This window comes from Streptosporangium sp. NBC_01469 (genome assembly GCF_036227305.1).
Lineage (GTDB): Bacteria > Actinomycetota > Actinomycetes > Streptosporangiales > Streptosporangiaceae > Streptosporangium.
Genome location: NZ_CP109465.1, coordinates 8576759 through 8602173 on the forward strand (window position 1 = coordinate 8576759; position 25415 = coordinate 8602173).

Consider the following 25415-nt stretch of genomic DNA (forward strand, 5'->3'; position numbering starts at 1 on the left):
CCGCCGGGAATCGGGACACCGGCCGTTCCACTCGGAACCGAAACCGGGACACCGGCTGTCCTGCCCGGGGGCAGGTCACCTCTGTCGGGAGGCGGGACGCTCACCGGACCACCACCAGCCGTCGTTCGAGCCGCCCGGTGACGAACCCGGCACAGGCGGCGATCAGCGCGTAGGCCAGGCCCGCCCCGACGAAGATCGGGATGGGCTGCGCCTCCGCGAGGTTCACCCGGTTGGCCGCGGCGGTCAGGTCGACCACGCCGACCGCGGCGGCGAGCGAGGTGTTCATCGTCAGCGCGATGAAGATGTTGCCGACCGGCTGGATCACCGTGCGCAGCGCCTGCGGCAGGACCACGTGGCGCAGGGACTGGCCGAAGGTCAGCCCGAGCGCGCGGGCCGCCTCGCCCTGTCCGGCGGAGACTGCGTTGACGCCGGAGCGCAGTGCCTCGGCGATGTAGGCGGCCTCGTAGAGCGCTATGACGATCATGGCCGTCACCAGCAGGTCGGCCTTGAGCCCGATCTCCGGCAGGCCGAAGACGGCGAGCACCAGCAGCACCAGCAGCGGCAGGTTCTGGAAGGTCTCCACGTAGGCCGTGCCGATCCCGCGCAGGACGCCGACCGGGCTGACCCGCATGGCGGTGATCACGAGCCCCATGACCGCGGCGCCGGCGAAGGACGCCGCGGTCAGCTGGAGGGTCACGACCAGTCCCTGCCACAACTCGGGCAGGTGGTCCAGGAGGGCGGACATCAGGACCCCGGCACCGATCCGATCTGCGGCGGGGTGGGAGCCTCGCCCTGCACGACCGTGCCGAGGGAGTTCTTCCAGGTCTTCTGCCAGAGGCCGTCGGCCTGGATCTTCTTCAGCCAGTCGTTGACGAACTTCTTGAACTGGTCGTCACCGTGCTTGAGGCCGATGCCGTACGGGTCCTCGGTGAACGGGCTGCCGACGACCTGGACCGAGGGGTCCTTCTGCGCGTTGGCGACCAGGAGCGTCTCGTCCTGGACGTAGGCGTCGCCGCGTTCCTGCTTGAGGGCCTGCATGCACTCGGGGTCGCTGCCGAAGGTCACGATCTTGGCCTGCGGGGCGAGCTTCTTGATCGCCGGGATGGCCGGGGTGTTGGCTCCGGCGATGACGGTCTTGCCGTTCAGGTCCTCGGGCCTGGTGATGCCCGCGGTGCCCTTCCTGACCGCGAGGCTCAGCCCGGAGGAGTAGTACGGGCCGGCGAAGGCGACCTGCTCGGCCCGCTCCGGGGTGATCGTGTAGGTCTGGAAGACGACGTCCACGGTGCCGTTGGAGAGCAGCGCCTCGCGGGTCTCCGAGGCCGAGTTGACGATCTTCACCTTGGGCTCGCCGATGATGTACTTGGCGAGCGCCTTGCCCATGTCCGCGTCGAACCCCTCGACCTCGCCGGTCGTCGGGTTCTGCTGCGACAGCAGCGGGGCGTCGAGCGACCCGCCGACGATCAGCTCGCCGCGCTGCTTGATCTTCTCCATCGTGGAGCCGGGCAGGATGTCCGCGGCGGCCGCGACCGGCGCCGAGGCGATCAGGTCGCTCCCCTTGTTGGCCTCGCCCGGTACGGCCGGGCTCGCCGAATCCGTACCGGCACAGGCCGAGAGGCCGAGCATGGACACAGCGGCGACAGCGGCCAGCCGCTTCATGGACACCATCGGGCCCACCATCCTTTTCGATCGTTTTCGATCAGTGAGTGAGAACTTTGGCCAGGAAGTCCCTGGCACGGTCGGTCTGGGGAGCCTCGAAGAAGGCGCCGGGCTCGCCGGTCTCGACGATCTGGCCGGCGTCCATGAAGACCACGCGGTCGGCGGCCCTGCGGGCGAAGCCCATCTCGTGGGTGACGACGACCATGGTCATGCCGTCGGCGGCGAGCCGGACCATCACGTCCAGCACCTCGCCGACCATTTCCGGGTCGAGCGCCGAGGTGGGCTCGTCGAAGAGCATCACCTTGGGTCGCATGGCCAGCGCGCGGGCGATGGCGGCCCGCTGCTGCTGCCCGCCGGACAGTTGCGCGGGCAGCTTGCCCGCCTGCTCGGCGATGCCGACGCGCTCCAGCAGTTTTCGCGCCGACGCCTCGGCCTCGGCGCGACCGTCGCCCCGGACCTTCATCGGCGCGAGCACGATGTTCTCCAGCACGGTCTTGTGCTGGAACAGGTTGAACGACTGGAACACCATGCCGACGTCGGCCCGGAGCCGGGCCAGTTCCCGCCCCTCCACGGGGGCGGGCACACCGTCGACGAGGATGTCCCCGGAGCCGGCGGTCTCCAGCCTGTTGAGGCAGCGGCACAGCGTGGACTTGCCGGAACCCGAGGGGCCGACCACCACGACGACCTCGCCCCGCGCCACATCAAGATCGATGTCGCGCAGTACGTGATGATCGCCGAACCATTTGTTCAGCCCTTTGACCTGAATCATTGCCATCTTCCTTCGAAATCGAAGATAGAGCGGAAGGTAATGGATGATTCTCATGGAAGTCAACACGTTGCCGTAGTAAGTACAGACGTGGTATTCCTCTAGTTCATGTCAGGCAAAGAGCGGCTGCCGGTACGGGGAGCGCAGGGCGATCTGCTGCGTCTCGTCGCCACCGGCCACGCCGAGTCGCGCGCGCAGCTGGCCCGCATCTCCGGCCTGGCGGCGTCGAGCGTCTCCCTGCGTGTCGAGGAGCTGATCGACACCGGGCTCCTCGTCGAGGAGGGCTCGGGCACCTCCAGCGGCGGGCGGCGACCCCGGCGGCTGCGGGTCAGCCCGACCGCCGGCCTGCTCGCGGTGGCCGACCTCGGTGCGCACCACGCCCGCCTCGGCCTGCTCGACCTCAGCGGTGTTCCCCTCGTCGTCGAGGAGCGCGCCTGCGACATAGCGCTCGGCCCCGAGGCGACCCTCGACTGGATGGCCGCATCGTTCGACGAGCTGCTGCTGGCCCACGGCCCGCCCGGCGTCCCGCTGCGCGGCGTCGGCACCGGCATACCCGGCCCCGTCGACCCCGCCAGCGGCCGGGTGGTCTCCCCCTCGCGAATGCCCGGCTGGAACAACTTCCCCGTCGTCGAGCATCTCGGCGCGCGCTACGACCTGCCGGTGCTCGTCGAGAACGACGCCAACCTCCTGGCCGTCGGCGAGGCCCGCTCGTGGCCGGGGTTCGACAACCTCATGGTGCTCAAGGCCGGCAGCGGCATAGGGTGCGGCGTGATCGTCGACGGCCGCCTGCACCGGGGCAGGGGCGCGGCCGGCGACATCAGCCACGTCCGGGTCAGGACCGACTCCTCCACGATGTGCTCGTGCGGCCATCCCGACTGCCTGGAGGCCTACGCGAGCGGCGCCGCGCTCATGGACGCCCTGTCCGGGCTCGGCATCGCGACGCGGCGCCCCGCCGACGTCGTCGCGCTGGTCGAGGACGGCGTGCCCGAGGCCACCGCCCTGGTCAGGAACGCGGGCCGCCTCATCGGCGAGGTGCTCACCGTCCTGGTCAACTTCCTCAATCCGGACGCCATCGTCGTCGGCGGCAGCCTCTCCACCGCCGAGCCGCTGATCTCCTCCATCCGGGCCGCCGTCTACGAGCGCTGCCTGCCCCTGGCCACCCGCGACCTGGAGATCGCCGTCACCCGGGGCGGCCCCGACGCCGCCCTGCTCGGCGCGGGCTCCCTCCTGCTGGACGCCGTCCTCGGCTGAGGAACGGCGGGCGGGCCGGGCGACTCCCGGCGCCACCACACGTGTCCTTTTGTCATGATCTACCGCTTATGGCGCTATATCTCCATAGATGCGTGCATATGAGAAGGAGGTGGTAGTTCCGACCGTGGACTGATCGACGGAGGATCCGATGGTTCGAAAGATGATCATCCTGCTGGCCGTCGCCGTGACCGTGACGGGCGGCACGGCCGGCGCTGCCGTCTCGCCCACCCCGCAGACCGTCAGCCAGCAGGACAAGGACTTCCTCGTCCAGGCGCACCAGGCCAACCTGGCCGAGATCGAGGGGGGCAAGGCCGCCGAGGCGAAGACCGCCGAGCCCGAGGGGCGGGAGAGCGCCCAGACCGTCCGCGACCTGGGAGAGAGGTTCGTCGTCGACCACACGAACCTGGACCAGGCCGTACGGCAGGTGGCCGACCGGCTCGGCGTCAAACTCCCCGACCAGCCCACCGCCGCGCAGCGCGAGCAGCTCGACAAACTGACGACGCTGAGCGGCGCGGACTTCGACAAGGCCTGGATCAGCGAGGAGCTCGAAGGCCACCGCGAGACCCTCACCGCCATCGATAAGGAGATCAAGAGCGGCTCCTCCCCCGAGGTGAAGAAGCTCGCCACCGACGCCAGGCCCATCGTGCAGGAGCACGTGGACCTGCTCCTCCACGCCGAGGAGACTCCCACGCCCGCCCCTTCCGAGAGCTGAGACAGCCCTCCCGGGCCCGGTACGGGGTGCCGAAGTGCCTGCCCAGGGCAGGGGCTGTGCTAGACAGGGGGCCAATCAAAGGGAGCCCCCATGGATCAGCTCAGCCTCGGCGTCGTGTCACGATCACGCAAGGAGAACGAGCACCGGCTGGCGATCCACCCGCTGCACCTGGAGCGGATCGACCCCGATCTCCGGGGACGCGTCTACCTCGAACGCGGCTACGGCGAGCACTTCGGCGTCTCCGACAAGCAGCTGACGCCGTACGTCGCCGGACTGCTCCCCCGGGAGCGGCTCATCGCCGAGTGCGACGTCATCCTGCTTCCCAAACCGCTGGCCGAAGATCTCGAAGAACTGCGTGACGGGCAGGTCGTCTGGGGCTGGCCGCACTGCGTCCAGGACGAGAGGGTCACGCAGCTCGCGATCGACCGGCGGCTGACGTTGATCGCCTTCGAGGCGATGAACCACTGGACCAGCGAGGGCGCGTTCAACCTGCACGTCTTCCACAAGAACAACGAGCTGGCCGGCTACTGCTCGGTCCTGCACGCCCTGGAGCTCATCGGGACGACGGGCGTCTACGGCCGGAGGCTGCGGGCGGTCGTCATCAGCTTCGGGGCGACGGGGCGCGGCGCGGTGACGGCGCTCAACGCGCACGGCGTGAACGACATCGACCTCCTCACCTTCCGTGACGTCACCGCGGTCGCCTCGCCGATCCACTCGGCGCGCATCGTGCGCTTCGAGCACGAGGCCGACGATCCCAACCGCAGTTACGCGCTCACCGAGAACGGGCGGATACCGCTGGCGGCCTTCATCGCCGACCACGACATCGTCGTCAACTGCGTGCTGCAGGACACCGACGCCCCGCTGATGTTCGCCAACGACGAGGACCTGGCCGCCTTCGCGCCCGGCACCCTGGTCGTCGACGTGTCCTGCGACGAGGGGATGGGCTTCAGCTGGGCGCGGCCCACGTCGTTCACGGACCCGATGTTCGAGGTGGGCGACAACGTCCGCTACTACGGCGTCGACCACAGCCCGTCCTACCTGTGGGACTCGGCGACCTGGGAGATCAGCGAGGCCCTGCTGCCCCACCTGCGGACGGTGCTCGACGGCCGGGCGGCATGGGACGCGGACGACACCATCCGACGGGCCGTCGAGATCCGCGACGGCGTCGTCCAGAACCCCGCCATCCTGTCCTTCCAGCACCGCTCCCCGGACTACCCGTACGCGCGCAACTAGCGGGAACCGGGCGAAAGGCCGTCCGCCGGAGCCGAACGGCCTCGCCCGCTCCCCGCCGGCCCGTGCGAGCCGCCCCCGGCCGCACGGCCACGCCGGCGGGACGGGTCAGCCGCGGCCGGAGGGACCCCCGAGCGGGGCGGTGGAGCCGCGCACCACCAGCTCGGTGGCGAGTTCGACGTGGTGGGAGTCGACCCGCTCGCCCGCCGCCAGGCGCAGGGCCGTGCGCACGGCGACGCCGCCCATCTCCCGCAGCGGCTGCCGTACGGTGGTCAGCGGGGGCGAGGCCATCCGGGCGACCTGGGTGTCGTCGAAGCCGACGATGCTGAGGTCCTCGGGTACGCGCACCCCACGCGCCCTGGCCGCCTCCAGCACGCCGAGCGCGATGTCGTCGCAGCCGGTGAAGACGGCCGTGGGCGGCTCGGGCAGGTCGAGCAGGGCCGCGCCGCCCGTCACCCCCTCCTGGTAGTGGAAGTGCCCCGCCCGTACGTGACCCGGGGGAACCGGGGCGCCCGCGGCCTCCATGGCGGCGCGGTAGCCGTGCAGCCTGGCCTGGTTGCAGGCGGCGGTGACCGGGCCGCCGAGGTAGGCGATGCGCCGGTGCCCGAGCGCGAGCAGGTGCTGCGTCGCGGCCAGGCCCCCGGCGAAGTTCGTCGAGCCGACGCTGATGACCCCCCTGGTCTGCGGCAGGTTCAGCGGGTCGATCACGACCAGCGGCACCCGCGCGCGGGACAGGGCGGCGAGCTGCCCGGCGGTCAGCTCGCTGGTGATGGCGATCACGGCCCGCCGTCCGGCCGTGGCCAGGCCGCGCGCCCAGCCTCCGGTGCGGTCGGCGTTCGTCCGGATGCTCACCACGATCGCCGCGTCGGTCTCGGCCCCGGCCCGCACCGCGCCCTGGACGATCTCGGTCGAGTACGGGTTGAGGTCGGCGTCGAGTTCCACCTCGATCGTGGCCGGCACGGCGGTGTCGCCCCGGTCGCCCCGGTCGCCCCGGCGGCGCTGCGGCAACGCGACGTAGTCGTGCTGCTCCAGCAGCGACTCCACGAGGGAGCGGGTCACCGGGGAGACGTCGCCCCGGCCGTTGAGCACCTTCGACACGGTCGCGACCGACACGCCCGCCGAGGCCGCGACCGTGGCCAGCGTGGTCCGTCTAGGACTGGCCGGCATCCGTTCCTCCCTGGTGTGTGGCGGAAGAGCCCGGTGCCGGTCGCACGTCCACCCGGGTGACCAGTCGCCGGTCCGGGCCGACGTGGCGCGGCGGGCCGGTCAATCGTACGCGGCCCCGGCAGGGCAGGTCGGACACCGACGCGCCCACGAACACCTCGAGGTCCCCGGGTTCGACGACGCGCCGCAGGTCACGCCCGGTGAACGCGGTCCGGTCGGCGGGCACGGTGAAGGTCGCCAGGGCGCTCGCGCCGGGCTCCAGCCGGACCCGGGCGAACCCGGTGAGCTGCCGCACCGGCCGGGTGACCTGGGCGACCACGTCATGCAGGAAGAGCTGGACGACCTCCTCACCCGCCCGGCCCCCGGTGTTGCGCACGCGCACCGACACGGTGAACTCGCCGTCGGTGGGCACCTCGGCGTCGCTGATCCTCAAGGAGTCGATCGCGAAGGTGGTGTACGAGGTGCCGTGCCCGAACGGGAACAGCGGGGTCGGGTCGAGGTTGCTGATGCCGTGGCTGTTGGAACCCAGCGGCGGCTGCAGGTAGGTGCCCGGCTGCCCTCCCGGGCCGCGCGGGATCTGCACCGGCAGCTTCCCGCTGGGCTGCACCCGGCCGGACAGGACCCCGGCGATGGCCGCCCCGCCCTCCTCACCGGGCATGAAGGCCTGGACGAGCGCGGCGGCCGTCCCGGACACGCCGCCCAGCGCGTACGGGCGGCCCGAGACGACGACCACCACGACCGGCGTGCCGGTGGCGGCCAGCTCGGCCAGCAGGTCCTCCTGCACGCCGGGCAGCCGCAGGTCCTCGGCGTCGCATCCCTCGCCCGACGTGCCCAGCCCGAACATCCCCGCCAGGTCGCCGACGACGGCCACGCACACGTCGGACTCGCGGGCCGCCCGGAGCGCGGCGGCGAAGCCGGAGCGGTCGTCGCCCCGCACCTCGCAGCCCGGCTCGTGAACCAGCTCGGCGTCGGGCAGCTCGGCCCGCAGCGCGTCGAGCAGGCTGGGCGCGGCCACGCCGAGCCCGAGCCCCGGATGACGGGGCAGCACGTGGTTGGGGAAGGCGTAGCAGCCCATGAACGTGCGCGGGTCGTCGGCACCGGGGCCGACCACGGCCACCCGGCGCGGCTCCGGACGCCCCTCGCCGAGCAACGGCAGCGCGGTGCCCGCGTCGAGCAGCACGATCGACCGTTCGGCCAGCTCCCTGGCGAGTGCCCGGTTGGCCGGCGAGTCGAAGTCCACGACCGGTGCCCCGGCCACCGACTTCTCCGGCGTCCAGTCCGGGTCCAGCAGCCCGAGCTGCACCTTCTGGGTGAGCAGGCGCCGGGCGGCCCGGTCGACCAGGGGCTCCGGCAGCTCGCCCCGCCGCACCCGCTCGACGAGGTGCCGGCCGAAGCCGAGCGTGTCGGGCAGCTCGACGTCGACGCCCGCGGTCAGCGCCTGCACCCCGGCCTCGTCGGTGTCCGCGGCGACCTGGTGCATCGTCGCGAGGAACGGGATCGCCCAGTAGTCCGACACCACCGTCCCGGTGAACCCCCACTCGTCGCGCAGCAGGTCGGTCAGCAGCCAGGAGTCGGCCGCGGCGGGAACACCGTCCACGTCGGAGTAGGAGTTCATCACCGAACGCGCGCCGCCCTCGACGATGGCGGTCTCGAACGCCGGCAGGATCATGTCCATCAGCTCGCGCCGGCCCATCGGCACCGGGCCGTGGTTGCGGGCCGCCCGGGAGGCGGAGTAACCGGCGAAGTGCTTGAGCGTGGCGATGATCCCGGCGCCCTCCAGGCCGCGCACGTAGGCCGCGCCGAGCATCGCGACGAGGTACGGATCCTCGCCCATGGTCTCCTCGACCCGGCCCCAGCGGTAGTCGCGCACCACGTCCAGCACCGGCGACAGGCCCTGGTGGACGCCCACCGCGCGCATGTCCCGCCCGATGGCGGCCGCCATCCGCTCCACCAGGTCCGGGTCGAACGTCGCGCCCCAGGCGATGGCCGCCGGGTAGACGGTCGCACCGTAGGTGGTGAAACCGGTCAGGCACTCCTCGTGGACCAGCGCGGGGATGCCGAGCCGGGAGTGCTTCACCACCTCGGACTGCAGCCGCACCACCTCCGCGGCGCCCTCCACCGCGGTCACCGGAGCACTGCCGAACACCCGCGTCAGGTGGCCGAGCCCGTGGCGGACCGCCTCCTCCAGGGGCACCCTCCCCGAGGCCGCGAAGACGTCCTGCATCGGGGCCACGTTCGCCGTGCCCTCGGCCTCCTCCTCGGGCTCCCCGCCCTGGTCGGCCCGCATGTCGTTGCCGAGCCAGCGGCTGCCGAGCTGGCCGACCTTCTCCTCGAGGGTCATCTCCTCAAGGAGGGCGTCGACCCGGTCGGCCACGGGAAGTGCCGGGTCCTGCCACGGACGGAGGATCCGGCCCACCGCGGAGGTCCCATCTAACGCCGTCATCTGCTCTCCTCAAGAAAAACCTGTTCCGGCAACTACCCGAAACTTTTCGGCGTGTTGCGGCAGCTCCACTCAATGTCCTGGCATGCGTTAGATGGCCAGGAAAGTCCAGATGAGAGTACCTCACATACCTCGCATATCAAGCTCGTGCCGACATTAGATCACCTCTTGACAGGCAACTGACTGAAATCTAAATTGACGAACCACGCGGTCTGTTTCGGAAATGTTTCGACATGCCGGGCTCAAGAAAGCGGATGCCTGGCATCGGAGGTGCCGATCCACGACCGACCCACCGCCACTGATGTTTCACACGGAGTCGCACCCAGCCCCGGCATACGACATACGGAGATCAGCGTGGAGTCAACGACACCATCTCGCCGCACCTTCCTCACCCTCTCCATGGGCATTCCCCTCGGGGCCGCGCTGGCGGCCTGCGGCACGTCCGGCCCCACCCCTGCGGGCGGGGGCGCGACAGGCGGAAGCGGGAACGCCGCGAGTAAGGCCAGCTACTGGTTCCTGTCGGTCCAGCCGCAGGAGGGCGTGCGCACCCGGGCCGTGGAGCGGTTCAACAAGGCCAACCCCGGCGGGCAGATCGCCTTCACGGCCATGCAGAACGACGCGTACAAGACAAAGATCAAGACCGCGATCGGGGCGGGCCAGGCGCCCACCATCATCTGGGGCTGGGGCGGCGGGACTCTGCGCACGTACGTGCAGGCCGGCCAGGTGGAGGACCTCACCCCGTGGTTCGAGCAGAACCCCGCCGTGAAGGACCGGCTGTTCGCCTCCTCCTTCGGGGCGGCCACGATCGACGGCAAGATCTACGCGATGCCCGCCGAGACCATGCAGCCCATCGTCCTGTACTACAACAAGAAGATCTTCGAGCAGGTCGGTGTGGAGCCGCCGGAGTCGTGGGGCGACATCATGGCCCTGGTCCCCAAGTTCAACGCCGCCGGCATCGCCCCGTTCTCCCTCGGCGGCCAGTCCCGCTGGACGAACATGATGTGGCTGGAGTTCCTCTTCGACCGCATCGGCGGCCCCGAGGTGTTCCAGGCCGTGTTCGACGCCAAGAAGGACGCCTGGTCCCACCCCGCCGCCCTCGACGCCCTGACCAAACTGCAGGACCTCGTCAAGGCGGACGGGTTCATCAAGGGCTTCTCCTCGATCACGGCCGACTCCAACGCCGACCAGGCCCTGCTGTACACCGGCAAGGCCGCGATGATGCTGCACGGCGGCTGGACGTACGGCGGCATGTCGACCGACGGCGGCGACTTCGTCTCCGGCGGCCACCTCGGCTACATGAACTTCCCGCCGGTCGAGGGCGGCAAGGGCGACCCCAGCAACACCGTCGGCAACCCCGGCCAGTACCTGTCGATCTCCTCCAAGGCGACCCCCGAGCAGAAGGAGATCGCCAAGAAGTTCTTCGCCACCGCCGTGCTCAACGACGAGGACGTCAAGGAGTGGGCGGGCACGGGCGCGGTGCCGATCGTCAACGGCGCCGACAGCGCGTTCGCGGCCTCCAAGGACGCGGAGTTCCTGAAGTTCGTCTACGGCATCGCCAGCAACGCCAAGTCCTTCGCCCAGTCCTGGGACCAGGCGCTCAGCCCCACCGCGGCCGAGGTGCTGCTGGACAACATCGCCAAGCTGTTCCAGCTGTCGATCACGCCGCAGCAGTTCGTGTCCAACATGAACGCGGTCATCGGCAGTTGAACGCGCTCGCCACCTCCGCTCGGAGAGGGACGCCGCCGGCCGCGCGAAGGGCCCGGGGCGGCGTCCTGCCGTGGCTGGCCGTACCGGCCCTGGTGATCTTCGTCGCCTTCGGGGTGATTCCGCTGGTCGGGGTCCTGTTCCTCAGCTTCACGTCCTGGGACGGGCTCGGCGAGATCCAGATGTCCGGGTTCACGAGCTGGCGGGCCGTGTTCGCCGACCCCGGCCTCCTGCACGCGCTGTGGGTGACGCTGCTGGTGATGGTCGCCTCCTGGGCGGTCCAGACACCGGCCAGCATCCTGATCGGGGTGTTCCTGGCCGGGCGGCAGCGCTACCGCTCGCTGCTGGCGGTGCTGTACTTCATCCCGCTGCTGCTGAGCTCGGCCGCCATCGCGATCGCCTACAAGGCGCTGCTCGACCCGAACTTCGGGCTCGGTGCCGGGCTGGGCATCGATCTGCTCGTCCAGGACTGGCTCGGCGAGCCCGTCCTCGCCTTCAGCGTCGTGATCTTCGTGGTGTCGTGGCAGTTCATCCCCTTCCACTCGCTGATCTACCAGGGCGGCGTGCGGCAGATCCCGCGCTCCATGTACGAGGCCGCGGAAATAGACGGCGCGGGCCGGGTCCGCAAGTTCTTCAGCATCACGCTGCCGCAGCTCAAGTACACGATCATCACGTCCTCCACCCTGATGGTCGTCGGGTCCCTGACCTTCTTCGACCTGATCTTCGTGCTCACCGCGGGCGGTCCCGGCGACGCCACCCGGGTGCTCGCCCTGGACATGTACAAGCGCGGGTTCCAGGCCAACCTCATGGGACCGGCCAGCGCCATCGCCGTCATCCTCGTCCTCGTGGGCCTCGCCCTGGCGTTGCTCCTGCGCCGGCTCGGCGGACGCGACGCCAATGCCAGCCAGATGGAAGGGGTCTGACCATGGGCGTGACCCAGACGACGAGGCCCGAGCGGACCGAGACGCTCGAATCGGAACGGCGCGGGCACCGCCGCCGACGCCGGCCGCGGGCGGGCGAACACCAGACTCGGGCGCTCGGCGAGCGCCGCAACTGGCTGGGCGGGGCCGCGGGCTGGCTGTGGCTGGCGATCGTGATCGTGCCGATCTACTGGATCGTCATCACCAGCTTCAAGGCGCAGAGCAGCTACTACGCCACCAACCCGCTGGCGCCGCCGGCCGAACCGACCCTCGACAACTACCGGCTGGTCGTCGAGTCCGACTTCCCGCTGTACTTCCTCAACAGCCTCATCGTGACCGTCGGCGCGGTCGTCCCGGCGGTCGCGGTCGCGTTCATGGCGGCGTACGCGATCGTCCGGGGCAGCGGTTCCTTCCGCTTCCTTCGCGGGGTGAACGCGCTCTTTCTCATGGGCCTGGCCATCCCGTTGCAGGCGACCATCATCCCCGTCTACCTGATCATCATCCGGTTGCAGCTCTACGACTCGCTGACGGGGCTGATCCTCCCGTCGATCGCCTTCTCGATCCCGCTGTCGGTGCTGGTCCTGACCAACTTCATCCGTGACGTGCCCAAGGAGCTGTTCGAATCGATGCGGCTGGACGGCGCGGGCGAGCTGGCGACACTCTGGCGCCTGGCCCTGCCGCTCACCATGCCCGCCGTGGTGACGGTGACGATCTACAACGCGCTGACGATCTGGAACGGGTTCCTGCTGCCGCTGATCCTCACCCAGAGCCCCGACAAGCGCACGCTGCCGCTCGCGTTGTGGACCTTCCAGGGGCAGTACAGCGTGAACGTGCCGGCCGTGCTCGCCTCGGTCGTGCTGACCACGCTGCCAATCCTGGTCCTGTACGTGATCGGCCGCCGCCAGCTGCTCAGCGGCCTGACGGCCGGTTTCAGCAAGTGACCGTGCCCGGCCGATCACTCCGGGAGGTGGCGCCGAACGGCCCCGGCCGTTTTCCGACCGCCGGCAGCCGGTCGGCGCCACGCTGGAACTCGTAGGGCACCCGGCGCACCTCCGTGGTCAGGCCCGCCGCCTCGAGATCGGCCCGGAGGGTGCCGAGTGAAGGCGACGGGCTCGCCGAACGATCGCGATGTGATGATCACATGGCCTCCCCGGAATCGACTTCCCGCCCGCTCACACCGACGAACGCTCTCCAGGCTCCGGGGACGTCCGCGTATGCCGTTTCAGCATGAAACCGACTGTTTCTGTCTTTGACGGCATCGAACAACGACACGAGACTTCCCGTCGTATCCAGTCCACGATGGGAAGGCCCGACCATGCCCGCTCAGCTTCTTCGACGCGCCGTGCTCTCGACGCTGGCCTCACTCGTGCTCGTCCCCCTGCCGGGTGTCGCGACGACCGCTCACGCGTCCACCGCTCCGCCCGCGACGACGACTCCCGCGCGTACTGATCAGACGACGGCGACGCCTGCGCGCGCTGATCAGACCCTCAAGGACCTGCGCGGGCTGGAGGCGTCCTTCAAGGGCCGCATCGGCGCGTACGCCCTGGACACGGCGACCGGCAGGACGGTGACGTACCGGTCGGGCGAGCGCTTCCCGATGCTGTCCACCTTCAAGGCGCCCCTCTGCGCGAGTGTGCTGCACAAGGCGCGCACCTCCGCCCCCGGCCTGATGAACAAGCTCGTCAAGTGGACGGCCGCCGACATGAAGCCCAACTCGCCGGTCACCGAGAAGCACGTCAAGGACGGCCTGACCGTCACCCAACTGTGTGAGGCTGCCGTCACTCAGAGCGACGGCACCGCGTCCAACCTGCTGCTCAAGCAGATCGGCGGCCCTGCGGGCCTGACGAAGTACTTCCGCGGCCTGAAGGACCCGGTCTCCCGGATGGACCGCTGGCACCCCGAGCTCAACGACTGGACCCCCAAGGAAAAGCGTGACACCACCACGCCCGCGGCCATCGGCCGCGACCTGCGCGTGCTCACGACCGGCAAGGCGCTGCACGCCAAGGACCGCGAGCAGCTCAACGCCTGGCTGCTCGCGAACAAGACCGGCGACGAGCGCATCCGGGCGGGCCTGCCCAAGACCTGGACTATCGGCGACAAGACCGGCACCAACTCCGACGGGTTCGGCGGCGGCAACGACATCGCCGTCATCTGGCCCAGAAAGGGCGACGCCCCCATCATCATGGCGATCTACACCAACCGCACCCCGGGTCTCGCCACCGACAACCCGACCATCGCGAAGACCGCCACCATCCTGGCCCGCGGGCTCGGCAGGCTCTGATGTCCGGTCGGGGGACGAAGATCGTACGACTCGCCGCCGCGGGCGCGGCGGTGGGCGTGCTCGTGGCGGGGATCGCGTTGCCAGCCGTGGGGGGCGCGGGCCTCGGCTTCATGTCGGTGACCAGCGAGGTGGACCTCAGACCTGAGGATCTCACCGAGCCGCCGCCGGCGGAGGTCTCGGTCGTGCAGGATGCCCGGGGCAACGAGATCGCGCGGTTCTACGAGGAGTATCGCGAGGTCGTGAAGCTCGACGAGGTCGCCGAGATCATGAAGACGGCGATCATCTCGATCGAGGACTACCGGTTCTACCAGCACGGTGCGATCGATCTTGAGGGCACGATCCGCGCGTTCGCCAAGAACCTGAGCGCGGGCGGGGTGAGCCAGGGCGGCTCCAGTATCACCCAGCAGTACGTCAAGCAGGTCCTGCTCAACTCCGCCTCCAGCGACGAGGAGAAGGACAAGGCGCTGGAGGCCAGTTACGCGCGCAAGCTGAACGAGTTGCGGCACGCGATGGCGGTGGAGGAGAAGTACTCCAAGGACGAGATCTTGGAGAAGTATCTGAACATCGCCTATTTCGGGGCGAGTGCCTATGGGGTGGAGGCGGCGGCCAAGCGGTTCTTCGGTGTGCCCGCGGCCGACCTCACCCTGCCGCAGGCGGCGACGCTGGCGGGCGCGGTGCAGGACCCCAACGCCACCGACCCCAACCTGGGCAGGAAGCATCGGGATCGGTTGCTGAAGCGGCGCAACGTGGTGCTGGACCGGATGGCGGAGCTGGGCAAGATCACCCCGGCCGAGGCGGCGAAGGCGAAGGCGGCCAAGCTCGGCTACAGGGGCACGAAGCAGGTCGGCGGGTGTGAGTCCAGCAAGTACCCGTACTTCTGCATCTACGCCCGCAACGAGGTGTTGAAGAATCCCGCGTTCGGCAAGACGGCCAAGGCGCGGGGGGAGTTCCTCAATCGTGGCGGTCTGACGATCAGGACCACGCTGGATCCGGCCATGCAGGCGGCGGCGGACCGGGCGATCAGGAAGTGGGTCCACCCCTCCGACAACCCGGCGGCGGCCGAGGCGCTGGTCCAGCCGGGTACCGGGGCGATCAAGGCCATGGCGGCCAGCCGGACCTACGGGCGCAGCAAGGCCAGGAACGAGATGTCCTACAACCTGGTCGCGGACGCCGCGCACGGCGGCGGCGTCGGTTTCCAGGCGGGCTCGACGTTCAAGACGTTCACGTTGCTCACCGCGCTGGAGCAGGGCATGAAGGTCAACGACGGGTTCACCGCCGGGGCCGGTTTCCGCGCCTCGGGGTACTCGGCGTTCAAGAACTGCAAGGGCGAGAACATCGGCGACCCGGGCTGGACGGTCACCAACGACGAGGGCGCTCCGGGCTGGAAGACCCTGCAGACCGGCACCTGGGGGTCGGTGAACACGTTCTTCATGGAGCTGGAGCAGCGCGTCGGGCTCTGTGAGACGATCAAGACCGCGAGATCGCTGGGCATCCACCGCTCCGACGGGCTCAAGCTCCTGGAGTTCTCGACGTTCACGCTCGGCACCAACGAGATGGACCCGGTGACGGTGGCCAACGCCTACGCCGCGATCGGCGCGCGTGGCAAGTACTGCGCGCCGATGGCGATCAGCCGGATCACCGACAGGAACGGTGAGGTCACCGACTACAAGCCCAAGTGCCGCCAGGCGCTCGACCCCGAGGTCGCCGACGCGGCGGCCGACGTGCTGTCGGGGGTGTTCACCAAGGGCACGATGCGGCTCGTCGGTGGCATCGGCCGCGACGCGGCCGGCAAGACCGGCACCACCGATGACTACGCGTCCGCGTGGTTCGCCGGGTTCACCCCGGACCTGGCCGGCGCGGTCAGCATCGGCGACCCGCGCGGCTCGCGGGACCACAGGCTGACCGGCGTCACGATCGGCGGCCGGTACTACGGGGCGGTGGCCGGGGCCACCCTTCCCGGGCCGATCTGGAAGGACACGATGATCGGCGCGTTGAAGAGTGTGCCGCCGGCGTCGTTCACGCCCATCGACTCGGCCCGCTTCGGAGGGTGTTCCCAGGACTGCCGGCCCGCACCGCGGCCCACGGACGGCGACGTCAGTGCGGCGACTCGAAGGGGTTGACCACGGACACGCCCGTGCCCTCGAAGTCCTTGACGTTCCTGCTCACCAGCGTCCACCCGTTCACCCTGGCCGTCGCGGCGATCAGGCCGTCCGTCGTCGGAAGCGGGCGGATGGCGTTCAGCCGTCCCCACTCCTCCGCGACCTCCGAGGTGACGGGAACGATGCGATCACCGAACTGCCGGTGAAGTCCGTGAAGCCAGCGTTCCAGAATCGTCGCCTGCTCGGGATCCCTGCGTCGGCGGAGCTCGACTCCGCAGCGGATCTCACCGACCGTCAGGCTGCTGAGATAGAGCGTGGGCCCGTGAGCCCCACCTATCCAGTCCCTGACGTGAGAACTTCCGCTTCGCTTGCGAACCTCGGAGACCACATTCGTGTCGAGGAGATAGCCGATGCCCATCAGCCGAGATCCACCCCTCGGGGAAGATCCCGGTTCCGGGGAAACTCGATGTCGTCGTCCCAGTTGGGATCAGCGAGAAGGAACCGCCCGAAATCTGGAGCGTCGCCTTTGAGACGGCGATATTCGGCGATGTCGATCACCACGGCCACTTCCTCTCCGTGCCGGGTGACCACTTGAGGCCCTTCACTGACCGCCCGCCGTACGACCTCGCTGAAGCGCTGCTTCGCCTCCTGCACCTGCCATCCGCCCACGAAAACCTCCTGTCTAGTCTGTCTAGATTGAGCGTAGGCCAATACAAGATCACGTGCAGCGACAACCGTGGTCCAGTCAGTCGATGTCGCTCTCCCTCGTCACACCGACCTCCCGAAAATCACCGGCTCCCGGAGGTCATGCCAGGAGTGGCAGGTATTCGAACCAGTCGAAGGCGGCCGTGTTGGTGCTCGGGTGGCCGTTGGAGGAGGCGTAAAGGCCGATCATGGCGCCGGTGAAGCCTCCGGCCACGGTGGAGCCGAGGACGCGGCCGTCCACCGGGGCCGCGAGGTCGGTCCACTCACCGGGGCGCAGCGCGTAGCGCGCCTGGTAGTCCTGGCCGTGGGCCTCCACGCCCAGCCACAGCGGGCCGGAGGGGACGACGTCCGCGCGGACCAGGAGGGTGTCGGTGCCGCCGGACCTGCGGGTGAGTTCCAGGCCGTGCGCGGTGAGGACGAGCGTGATGTGGAAGTCGTCGTTCTGGAACAGGACGAGCCCGGCGCACTCCTTCCCCTCCGGACGGAACTCCATCACCGTGTGGGCCGCGAAGGCGATGTGCCGCTGCCGCCGGGCGACCAGGCTGGGCGCGGCCCGCTCGCGCAGGGTCTGCGGTCGCACTCTCAGGGTGAGGCGGCTGTCGGCCAGGCTCCAGTACGGTTCGCGGGGCGTGCGCAGGTGGTTCCACTCCGGTGCGAGGCGCGGGGTGTCGAAGTGGTCGCAGGCGGGGGTGGCGGGCCAGCGGCGCGCGGGAGTCGAGGGGGCCTGCGCGTACGGTTCCACCTGGTCGAAGACCGGCCAGTCGTCCTCCCAGCGGACGCGGGTGAGGAAGGTCTCGCGGCCCAGGTTGTAGCCCCTGGAGGCGCGGAAGGCGGCCGTCGTGGGCTGGTCGCCGATGGATTCACCATGGTCATCGGCGGATTCGCCACGGGAGCCGATGGATTCGCCACGGGAGCCGGCCGGTCCGCTGTGGGAGCGGGTGGCGGAGGAGCTCACGCGGGAGAGGCCGTCGGGGGAACCTGCGGGGGCGCCGTAGGGACGGTCCTCGACGGGAGCGACGGAAGCGGGGAGCGCGCCGTAGGGGCGGGTGGCGAGGAGGACCGACCACCACTCGCCCTCCGCGTTCTGGACCAGGTCGGGGTGGCCGACGCTGGTGACGGGGTGGCGCAGCCCGAGGTGGCGGTGGGTGAGGACGGGGTTGCGCGGGTTGCCCAGGTAGGGGCCGGTGATCCGCTCGGCTCTGGCGACCATGACGGCGTGGTCCTCGGCGGTGCCGCCCTCCGAGGTGAGCAGGTAGTAGTAGGCGCCGATCCGGTAGATGTGCGGGCCCTCGCACCAGACGCCGCCGCGCTGCGCCGCCTCCCAGATCACGTGCTCCTCACCGAACGGCTTGAGCGTGGCCGGGTCGAACTCGCGCAGCCAGATCTCGCTGTCGCCCTCGTAGCGCCCGGCGTCCTTCAGCCGGGTGCCGGTCATCCAGGCGCGGCCGTCGTCGTCGAAGAACAGCGAGGGGTCGAAGCCGCGAGTACCGGGGAACCACACCGGGTCGCTCCACGGCCCGGCCGGGTCGGTGGCGGTGACCAGGAAGTTGCCCGGCTCGTCCATCAACGTGGTGATCATGTAGAAGACGCCGTCGTGGTGCCGGATGGTGGGGGCGTAGATGCCGCCGGACGGCCGTACGCCGTCCAGGTCGAGCTGGGACGGCCGGTCCAGGACGTGGCCGAGCTGCCGCCAGTGCACGAGGTCGCGGCTGTGGAAGATCGGCACCCCGGGGAACCACTCGAAGGACGAGGTGACGAGGTAGTAGTCCTCGCCCACCCGGCACACCGAGGGGTCGGGGTGGAAACCGGGGATGACGGGGTTGGTGTACATGAAACCTCCGTTGACGGACGAGGGGCCTTCGCTGGTGTCCCCGGGCTCGAACTCTGGTCGCCGGTGCTCCCGGCCCAGGCTGTGGTCGTTGGTGCCCTCGGGCCCAGGCCCCGGGCTCTGGAAGGACTGGAAGGAAAGGAGACGCCGGGCCCGTCCCCCCTGAGAAAGGGACGGGCCCGGCGGGCGTGTCTACTTGGTGAGCCGGAGCACCCCCCACCTCGACGTGTCGACGTAGCTCCGCCCGGTCGGGTCGTTCCAGGTGGCGGCGGCCGTGCGGGTGGTGCCCGTGGCGTCGTTGGCCTGCACGTCGAAGCCGAGCAGGGCGTTCTGCTCCAGGGTCACCGTGGGCAGCCGGATCGCCGCCTCGACCACGTAGCCTCCGGCGACGCGGGTGGCCGCGCCGGTCAGGTTGTCCTTGACGGCGAAGGCGTCGAAGGTGCCGCCGACGGTCTTCCGGCCGGTGAAGCTGATCCGGTACTGGCCGTCGTCATCGTCGTAGCCCCTGGTCTTGTTGTTCTCCGGGTCCACGAAGATCTCGACGGAGTCCTGCTCCCAGGCGTTCGGCGACTCCTCGCTGAGGGTGGGGTCGGTGACGCGGGCCAGGACATAGAGGGTGCCCGCCTTCCACATCGCCTTCACCCTGGCGGTCGCCCCGGAGGTGCCCTGGACCCGGGTGCCGGTGGTGACCTCCGGGACCCTGTTCCAGGCGGCGTCCACGGTGCCGTCCACCACGGGGACGCCCTTCGGCGCGGAGGTCGTCCTGATCGCCGGTAGGGGGACCAGCTCACCCGTCCAGGTGGTCTCCCGCCCGCCCGCGTCGGCCACGGCGACCCGGACGCCGGTCGCCGTGCCGGACGGGAGCAGCGCCTCGACCCGGTAGCCGGTGGCGGTCTTCTTGGTGTGCGCCTTGAAGCCGTGGGCGTGCGTGCCGCCCCGCTGGATCCGGTACGGGGTGCCGCCTGCGGTGAACGTGACGGTGTCGGTCTTGTCGTCCGTGGCGTCGGTGACCTCGGCCAGCACGTACAGACCGGCGGGGGTGGTGCGTGCCTGCCAGGCCGCCGACAGGTGGCCGGTCCTGGCGATGGGCGCGTCGGGCAGCAGATCCCACTGCTCGTCCCGCTTGCCGTCCACCGTGACCGTGCCCGCGGGCGCGTTCAGGCTCCGGCTGATCGGGGGCAGCCTGCCGGGGTCGGCGATGCCCCAGTAGGCGGGCTTGGCCTGGAGCTCGTCGTCGAACGGCAGCGGCGGGTTCAGCCGGGTGATCGGGAAGGACGACAGCCAGGTCGCGTCGTCGGCGACGCCCCAGATCGTCACCGACGACAGGTGGCGGGCCTGACGCCGGAAGACGTCGAAGATCTCCCGGTACCGGTGGCCCTGCAGGGCCAGCACCTCGGCGGGCACCGTGTCGTATGAGGTCGTGAAGTCGGTGTAGACGCTCACGTCCAGCTCGGTGACCTGCTGGTCGACGCCCAGCCCGGCGAACCTCTCGATCGTGTCCTCGATGTACGAGGCGGGCGGCTGCTCGACGTTGACGTGCAGCTGGTGGCCGACCGCGTCGATCGGCACGCCCTCGGCGCGCAGCTTCCGCACCAGGTCGTAGAGTGCCTGCCGCTTGCGCGGGAACTCGGTGTTGTAGTCGTTGATGACGAGTTTCGCGTCCGGGTCCACCTCGCGGGCGACCCGGAAGGCGGTCCTGATGTAGTCGAGCCCGGCGATCTCGTACCACGGGGAGCGGCGCAGCCCGTCGGCCTGATTCTCGTCGACGACCTCGTTGACCACGTCCCAGGTGCCGATTTTTCCCTTGTAGCGGCCCATCACGGCGCGGATGTGGTTCTCCAGCCGCCGGAGCAGGATCTCCTTGGTGGCGCCCTCGAACACCCAGGCGGGGGTCTGGCTGTGCCAGACGAGGGTGTGGCCGCGGAACTCCAGGTCGTTGGCGGTCGCCCAGTCGACCAGGTAATCGCCGTCGGCGAAGGTGAACTCGCCCTCCACCGGTTCGGTGGCGTCCCATTTGAGGCTGTTGCCGGGGGTGACGCTCCCGTAGTGCCGGGTGATGAGTTTGGCGTGCTCGCCCAGGGTGGCCCCCCGGTAGAAGGCCGCGCCGATCGTGAACGGCACCCTGTCCTTCAGCGGGGGGATGTCGGTCTGGATGGGCTTGGGCTCGACGTAGGCCAGCCGGAAGTCGTCGACGTCGAAGGGCGCCGTCCCTTCGGCCGACTCGACGTAGACGCTCAGGAAGTCCACGTCGTAAGCCAGGGTGTAGGTGCCCGCGAGTTCGGTCCACTCCCCCGCGCCCAGGGCCCTGGGCGCGGCCACCCGATCGTAGGCGGGGGTGCCGTCCAGCCGCCGCTCGACCGACAGGCCCAGGCTCTGGGCGTCGGCGGTGCGCACCCACACCGACAGGGTGTACTTCGCCCCCTTGGCCATCCTGCCCAGGACGGTCCGTGACGGGCCGTCCCAGGAGGCCTGCCGGTTCGTGACGCCCAGGCCGTACGAGCCGGTGCGCGCGGAGGCGGCGCCCGGGGTGAGAGCGGAGCCGCCGCGCGCGGTCCACTCCTGCGCGGTGCCGGTCTCGAAGTCGCTGGTCAGGCCGGACCGGGTGGGGTCGGTGTCGGCGGTGACCACGATGTCGTCGAGCAGGAAGCCGGCGGTCTCCCCGGAGCTCTCGGCGTACAGCGACAGGTCCGAGTCGGCCTGGTAGGTGTAGGTCCCGGACAGCCGGACCCACGCGGCGTCGGTGACGACGTCCGCCGCGACACGCTCGTAGACGGCCTCGCCCCCGGCCGGGGTGCGCTGCACGGTGAGCGCGACCGTCGAGGACGGACTGCCGGCGACGGCCCGCGCCCACGCGGTCACCTCGTAGGTGACGCCCTTCTCGAACGGCGGGGTGACGGCCGCGCCGTGCCAGGTCGCGGTACGGCCGGTGGTGAGCAGGGACCGGGCGCCGCCGTGCGCGGAGTCCGGAGTCGTGGCGACCGACACCCCGGAACCTCGCGGCCCCCAGCCCTGGGCCCCGGACTCGAAGTCGTAGGTGGCGATGGTGGCCGCCGCGGCGGCGGTGGCCGGCACCACCGCCAGCGTGCCCGCCACCAGGGACAGCGCGAGGGACAGCAGGGCGAGGACGGCTGGTCGCGGCGTTTTCACGAGCGGCCGGGGGGTGCGCATCTTTCCTGGGCTCCTCGGTCAGGTGGGAGTGGGCAGGCCGAAGCGGGGCGTCTGTCAGGCGTCGCCGTACGGGTTCTCGGTCAGGTGGGAATGGGCAGGCCGAAGCGGGGCGTGTCAGATGTCGCCGTACGGGTTCTCGATCAGGTGAAAGTGGGCAGGCCGAAGCAGGGCGTGTCAGATGTCGCCGTACGGGTTCTCGATCAGGTGAAAGTGGGCAGGCCGAAGCAGGGCGTGTCAGGCGTCGCCGCGCGGGTTCTCGGCGAGCAGGTTCTCGGCGAGCAGGTCCAGCAGCGGCTCGCGCCGGACGCAGCGGGCGAGGGCGAAGGAGTCGGCCAGGGCGATCAGTTCCTCGTCGGAGTGGCCGCGCAGCAGTTCCGCGTACTCGGGGAGCAGCGCCTGCGCGATGAGGACGTGCCGGATCAGGTCGTCGGTCTGGTAGCGGGCGCCCCACGGGTAGGGGTTCCAGGACGGGAACTCGGTCTCCATCAGCCGGTGCAGGGGGGCCAGCTCGCTCGCCGACTCCTCCATCGTCGAGCCCCACCGGTCGGCGCCCAGCCGTCCCTTCTTGGCGATGAAGGCGCCGAACCGCTCCATGTACGGCTCGCCCGCGCTGACCAGGCCCTGGAGCCCGACGTCCTTGTAGGTCCACAGCGACCAGCCGGCCCCGTACGAGTCGAAGATCTCCAGCTGGTCGCGGAGGATCTGGTAGCGCTGCCGGTCGATCTCCGGATCGCCGGTGTAGACGGGGCCGAACTCGCCGACCCAGATGGGGGTGCCGGTCTCCCGCTGGAAGACGGTCCGCCGCTCGAAGGAGCGCTCCAGCTGGGCCCGGTCCACCCACTCGCCGCGGGTGTGGCCCGGGTAGGGGCCGCCGTGCGCGAAACCGGCCAGGGCGTAGTCGTGGCAGACGAAGACCGTGTTCTCGTACACCTCGCGGAAGATCGAGAAGTCGGTGGAGTAGGTGTTGCCGTCCAGGAACAGCACGTGTCCCGGGTCGACGGCGCGGACGGCCTTGACCAGGCGGTCGTAGAAGGGGCCGATGACCCGCCCGCTCGAATCGCCCGGCTCGTTCATCGGGTTGTATCCGGCCACCCAGGGGTTGTCCCTGTACCGGTCGGCCACGACCTCCCACAGGTGGACGGCGCGATCCTGGAAGTGTCGGTGCTGCCAGAACGCGGCGATGTGGGTGGGGTTGTCGGAGTGCCAGTGCTGGTTCTGCGCGCCGGGCAGGGCGTGCAGGTCGATGACGCTGTAGATGCCGTGCTCGGCGAGCAGGCCGATCACCCGGTCCAGGTGGCGGAAGCCGTGCTCGATGATCTCGAAGGGGCGGTCGTCGGACTCCAGGTGGCGGTAGTTGATCGGGATGCGGACGCAGTTGACGCCGAGGCCGGCCAGCAGCGCGGCGTCGTCCGCGCCGAAGAACGAGGTGAGCAGGCGGTCGAAGAACAGCTCGGCCCGATCCTCCCCCAGCACCTCCCGGACGGCCTCTCGCATCGCGGACTCGTTGGCCGGGTAGCCGGTGATGAAGTTCTCCATGTTCAGCCATCCCCCGAGGCCCACTCCACGCAGCCGTACCGGGGTGCCGGCCGAATCGACGAAACGGGATCCGGCGACACTCAGGGTCATGTTGTCTCACTCTCTACACGACGATCTTTCTACGGGCGAGCTCTCTGCACGACGATGAATTCGGGTCAGCCCTTGGTGGCGCCCGCGGTGAGGCCGCTGATCAGCTGACGTTCGGCGACGGCGTAGAAGGCCAGCGCCGGGACCATCGAGACGATGACGTAGGCCAGGATCCTGGCGGTGTCCGCCATGTACTCGCCCTGGAACTGCTGGACGCCGAGTGGCAGGGTCCACAGGTTCGGGTCGTTGAAGACCACCAGCGGGAGGAAGAAGTTGTTCCAGCTCGCCACGATCGCCAGGACCGAGACGGTGGCCAGGGCGGGCCGGGCTATCGGCAGCAGCACCCGCCAGAAGAAGCCGAAGGCGGTGCAGCCGTCGATGATGGCGGCCTCCTCGACCTCCTTCGGGATGGATCGGAAGAACGTCCGCAGGATGATGACGGTCAGCGGAAGGCCGAACGCGGCCTGCGGCAGGATCACCCCGAGCGGGTTGTCCAGCAGGCCGAACGTGCGCAGCAGGACGAACAGCGGCAGGATCGCCACCGCGAACGGGAACATCAGCCCGACGGCGAACAGTGTGAACAGGAACTCGCGGCCCCGGAAGGCGAACCGGGCGAAGGCGAAGGCGGCCATCGCCGACAGCCCCACGACCAGCACGGTGGTCGCCACCGCGATGAACAGGCTGTTGAGCAGCTGGCGCCAGAACGCGCCGGAGCCGATCACGTCGGTGTAGTTCTCGGTGACCCACGGGGAGGGCAGGCCCAGCGGGTTGCCGGAGAGCTGGTCGGAGCTCTTGAAGCCGCCGAGCAGGCCGTACAGGAAGGGGATGACGATGAAGACGGCCGCCACCCAGATGACCGCGTGGATCGGGAGCGTGCGGAGCCGGGCGGTCATCGGCGGTCTCCCATGGTGGTACTGGCCCCTTCCAGGTCCCGGCGCAGGACGAACCGCTGGTAGCCGAGGGCGAAGACGAGGCTGATGAGGAACATGACGATGCTGATCGCGCTGGAGTAGCCGATCTGGGACCGCTTGAAGCCGTACTCGAACATGCTGACGGCCATGGTCTCCGAGGCGTGCGACGGGCCGCCGCCGGTGAGGATCCAGACCAGGTCGAAGAGCTGGATCGTGCCGATGACGGACAGGAACGCGCTGATCCGGATGGTGGGGCCGAGCAGCGGCAGGGTGACGTGGCGGAACACGTCCCAGCCGCCGGCGCCGTCGATCCTGGCCGCCTCGCTCAGCTCCCTGGGGATGCCCTGCAGGCCGGCCAGGTAGATGATCATGTGGAACCCGAAGTACTTCCAGGTGATCACGAGGAACAGCGAGAACATCACGGTGTCCGGCTCCGACAGCCAGGGCCAGGGCTCCAGCCCCCAGGAGGTCAGCAGCTGGTTGGCCAGGCCCGCCTCGGGCGACAGGATCAGCGAGAACAGCACGGCGGTGATCGCCTCGGAGAGCATGTACGGCGCGAAGAACAGCAGCCGGTAGAAGGCGCGCCCGCGGATCCTCTGGTTCAGCATCACCGCCAGGCCCAGCGAGAGCGGCAGCTGCACCGCCAGGCCCAGCACGATCAGGATGGCGCCGTTGCGCAGGTCGCCGATGATGATGTCGCTCTGGAACAGCCGGGTGAAGTTGTCCAGGCCGATGAAGTTGCTCGGCGGGCCGATGCCGTTCCACTTGTAGAGGCTGGTGTAGCCGGCCACCAGGATCGGCACAAGCACCAGGAGGGTGAACAGGATCAGGGCGGGGAGCACGAACAGGATCGCGGTGACCCAGCCACGTCCCCGGCGGAGGCCGCCGCCCCGCCCCCGCCTAGCGGCGGGTCTCTCGGAGTGAGGGGCCGGACGTGCGTCCGGCCCCGTCATCGTC

20 protein-coding genes are annotated in these 25415 nt (G+C 69.9%); 8 read left to right on the forward strand and 12 right to left on the reverse strand.

Annotation, left to right across the window (positions count from 1 at the left end; all coding sequences use genetic code 11):
• Positions 1–100 precede the first annotated feature (100 nt).
• Genes OG587_RS37310 through OG587_RS37320 form a run of 3 tightly spaced genes read right to left on the reverse strand, consistent with a single transcriptional unit; the run spans position 101 to position 2425 of the window.
• Positions 101–745, reverse strand: a complete 645-nt coding sequence (locus OG587_RS37310) for an amino acid ABC transporter permease (protein WP_329083504.1) — start codon at positions 743–745, stop codon at positions 101–103.
• Entirely contained in the window at positions 745–1665 is a 921-nt protein-coding gene (locus OG587_RS37315) for a glutamate ABC transporter substrate-binding protein (protein ID WP_329083505.1), read from the reverse strand. Before OG587_RS37315 ends, OG587_RS37310 begins: the two co-directional genes overlap by 1 nt.
• A gap of 31 nt (positions 1666–1696) precedes the next feature.
• A complete protein-coding gene (locus OG587_RS37320) occupies positions 1697–2425 on the reverse strand; it encodes an amino acid ABC transporter ATP-binding protein (protein WP_329083506.1) in 729 nt (242 codons plus the stop codon).
• A gap of 105 nt (positions 2426–2530) precedes the next feature.
• On the opposite strand from OG587_RS37320, the gene OG587_RS37325 reads away from it, so the two are divergent.
• From OG587_RS37325 to OG587_RS37335, 3 genes are all read left to right on the forward strand, one after another.
• A complete protein-coding gene (locus OG587_RS37325; RefSeq protein WP_329083507.1) occupies positions 2531–3673 on the forward strand; it encodes an ROK family protein in 1143 nt (380 codons plus the stop codon).
• A 148-nt stretch (positions 3674–3821) separates the two neighbouring features.
• A complete protein-coding gene (locus tag OG587_RS37330) occupies positions 3822–4385 on the forward strand; it encodes a DUF4142 domain-containing protein (RefSeq protein ID WP_329083508.1) in 564 nt (187 codons plus the stop codon).
• A 90-nt stretch (positions 4386–4475) separates the two neighbouring features.
• Positions 4476–5618, forward strand: a complete 1143-nt coding sequence (locus OG587_RS37335; RefSeq protein ID WP_329083509.1) for a N(5)-(carboxyethyl)ornithine synthase — start codon at positions 4476–4478, stop codon at positions 5616–5618.
• A gap of 105 nt (positions 5619–5723) precedes the next feature.
• Here the strand turns inward: OG587_RS37335 and OG587_RS37340 are convergent, their stop codons facing one another.
• Together OG587_RS37340 and OG587_RS37345 are read right to left on the reverse strand one after the other, a co-directional pair.
• Positions 5724–6782 carry a LacI family DNA-binding transcriptional regulator gene (locus OG587_RS37340; protein ID WP_329083511.1) on the reverse strand — a complete coding sequence of 353 codons (1059 nt, stop codon included), beginning with the start codon at positions 6780–6782 and terminating at the stop codon, positions 5724–5726.
• Positions 6766–9222 (reverse strand): glycoside hydrolase family 3 N-terminal domain-containing protein, encoded by a 2457-nt coding sequence (locus OG587_RS37345; RefSeq protein ID WP_329083512.1) that lies wholly within the window; start codon positions 9220–9222, stop codon positions 6766–6768. Before OG587_RS37345 ends, OG587_RS37340 begins: the two co-directional genes overlap by 17 nt.
• 351 nt (positions 9223–9573) lie before the next feature.
• On the opposite strand from OG587_RS37345, the gene OG587_RS37350 reads away from it, so the two are divergent.
• The 5 genes from OG587_RS37350 to OG587_RS37370 all read left to right on the forward strand — a co-directional run bounded on the left by OG587_RS37350 (position 9574) and on the right by OG587_RS37370 (position 16244).
• The gene (locus OG587_RS37350; RefSeq protein ID WP_329083513.1) at positions 9574–10926 is read left to right on the forward strand and encodes an extracellular solute-binding protein; all 1353 of its coding nucleotides are present in this window, start codon (positions 9574–9576) and stop codon (positions 10924–10926) included.
• Positions 10923–11846 (forward strand): carbohydrate ABC transporter permease, encoded by a 924-nt coding sequence (locus tag OG587_RS37355; protein WP_329083514.1) that lies wholly within the window; start codon positions 10923–10925, stop codon positions 11844–11846. The genes OG587_RS37350 and OG587_RS37355 overlap by 4 nt, the downstream gene beginning before the upstream one ends.
• Positions 11847–11848: 2 nt before the next feature.
• On the forward strand, positions 11849–12784 hold the full coding sequence (locus OG587_RS37360) for a carbohydrate ABC transporter permease (protein WP_329083515.1): 936 nt from the start codon (positions 11849–11851) through the stop codon (positions 12782–12784).
• Between the two features lie 374 nt (positions 12785–13158).
• The gene (gene bla, locus OG587_RS37365) at positions 13159–14124 is read left to right on the forward strand and encodes a class A beta-lactamase (protein WP_329083516.1); all 966 of its coding nucleotides are present in this window, start codon (positions 13159–13161) and stop codon (positions 14122–14124) included.
• Complete coding sequence (locus OG587_RS37370; RefSeq protein WP_329083517.1) at positions 14124–16244, forward strand: transglycosylase domain-containing protein; 2121 nt, start codon at positions 14124–14126, stop codon at positions 16242–16244. Before bla ends, OG587_RS37370 begins: the two co-directional genes overlap by 1 nt.
• Here OG587_RS37370 and OG587_RS37375 read toward each other — a convergent pair.
• From OG587_RS37375 to OG587_RS37405, 7 genes are all read right to left on the reverse strand, one after another.
• Complete coding sequence (locus OG587_RS37375) at positions 16219–16641, reverse strand: type II toxin-antitoxin system VapC family toxin (RefSeq protein WP_329083518.1); 423 nt, start codon at positions 16639–16641, stop codon at positions 16219–16221. The genes OG587_RS37370 and OG587_RS37375 overlap by 26 nt on opposite strands.
• Complete coding sequence (locus tag OG587_RS37380; RefSeq protein WP_329083519.1) at positions 16641–16892, reverse strand: type II toxin-antitoxin system Phd/YefM family antitoxin; 252 nt, start codon at positions 16890–16892, stop codon at positions 16641–16643. Before OG587_RS37380 ends, OG587_RS37375 begins: the two co-directional genes overlap by 1 nt.
• Before the next feature lie 136 nt (positions 16893–17028).
• Positions 17029–18759 carry a glycoside hydrolase family 43 protein gene (locus OG587_RS37385; protein WP_329083520.1) on the reverse strand — a complete coding sequence of 577 codons (1731 nt, stop codon included), beginning with the start codon at positions 18757–18759 and terminating at the stop codon, positions 17029–17031.
• Positions 18760–18948: 189 nt separating this feature from the next.
• Positions 18949–21924 (reverse strand): endo-1,4-beta-xylanase, encoded by a 2976-nt coding sequence (locus tag OG587_RS37390; RefSeq protein ID WP_329083521.1) that lies wholly within the window; start codon positions 21922–21924, stop codon positions 18949–18951.
• Between the two features lie 234 nt (positions 21925–22158).
• Positions 22159–23550: a glycoside hydrolase family 5 protein gene (locus tag OG587_RS37395; RefSeq protein ID WP_329083522.1), complete on the reverse strand. Its 1392-nt coding sequence runs from the start codon at positions 23548–23550 to the stop codon at positions 22159–22161.
• Positions 23551–23615: 65 nt separating this feature from the next.
• Complete coding sequence (locus OG587_RS37400; RefSeq protein WP_329083523.1) at positions 23616–24440, reverse strand: carbohydrate ABC transporter permease; 825 nt, start codon at positions 24438–24440, stop codon at positions 23616–23618.
• The gene (locus OG587_RS37405) at positions 24437–25300 is read right to left on the reverse strand and encodes a carbohydrate ABC transporter permease (RefSeq protein WP_329083524.1); all 864 of its coding nucleotides are present in this window, start codon (positions 25298–25300) and stop codon (positions 24437–24439) included. Before OG587_RS37405 ends, OG587_RS37400 begins: the two co-directional genes overlap by 4 nt.
• Positions 25301–25415: the final 115 nt, after the last annotated feature.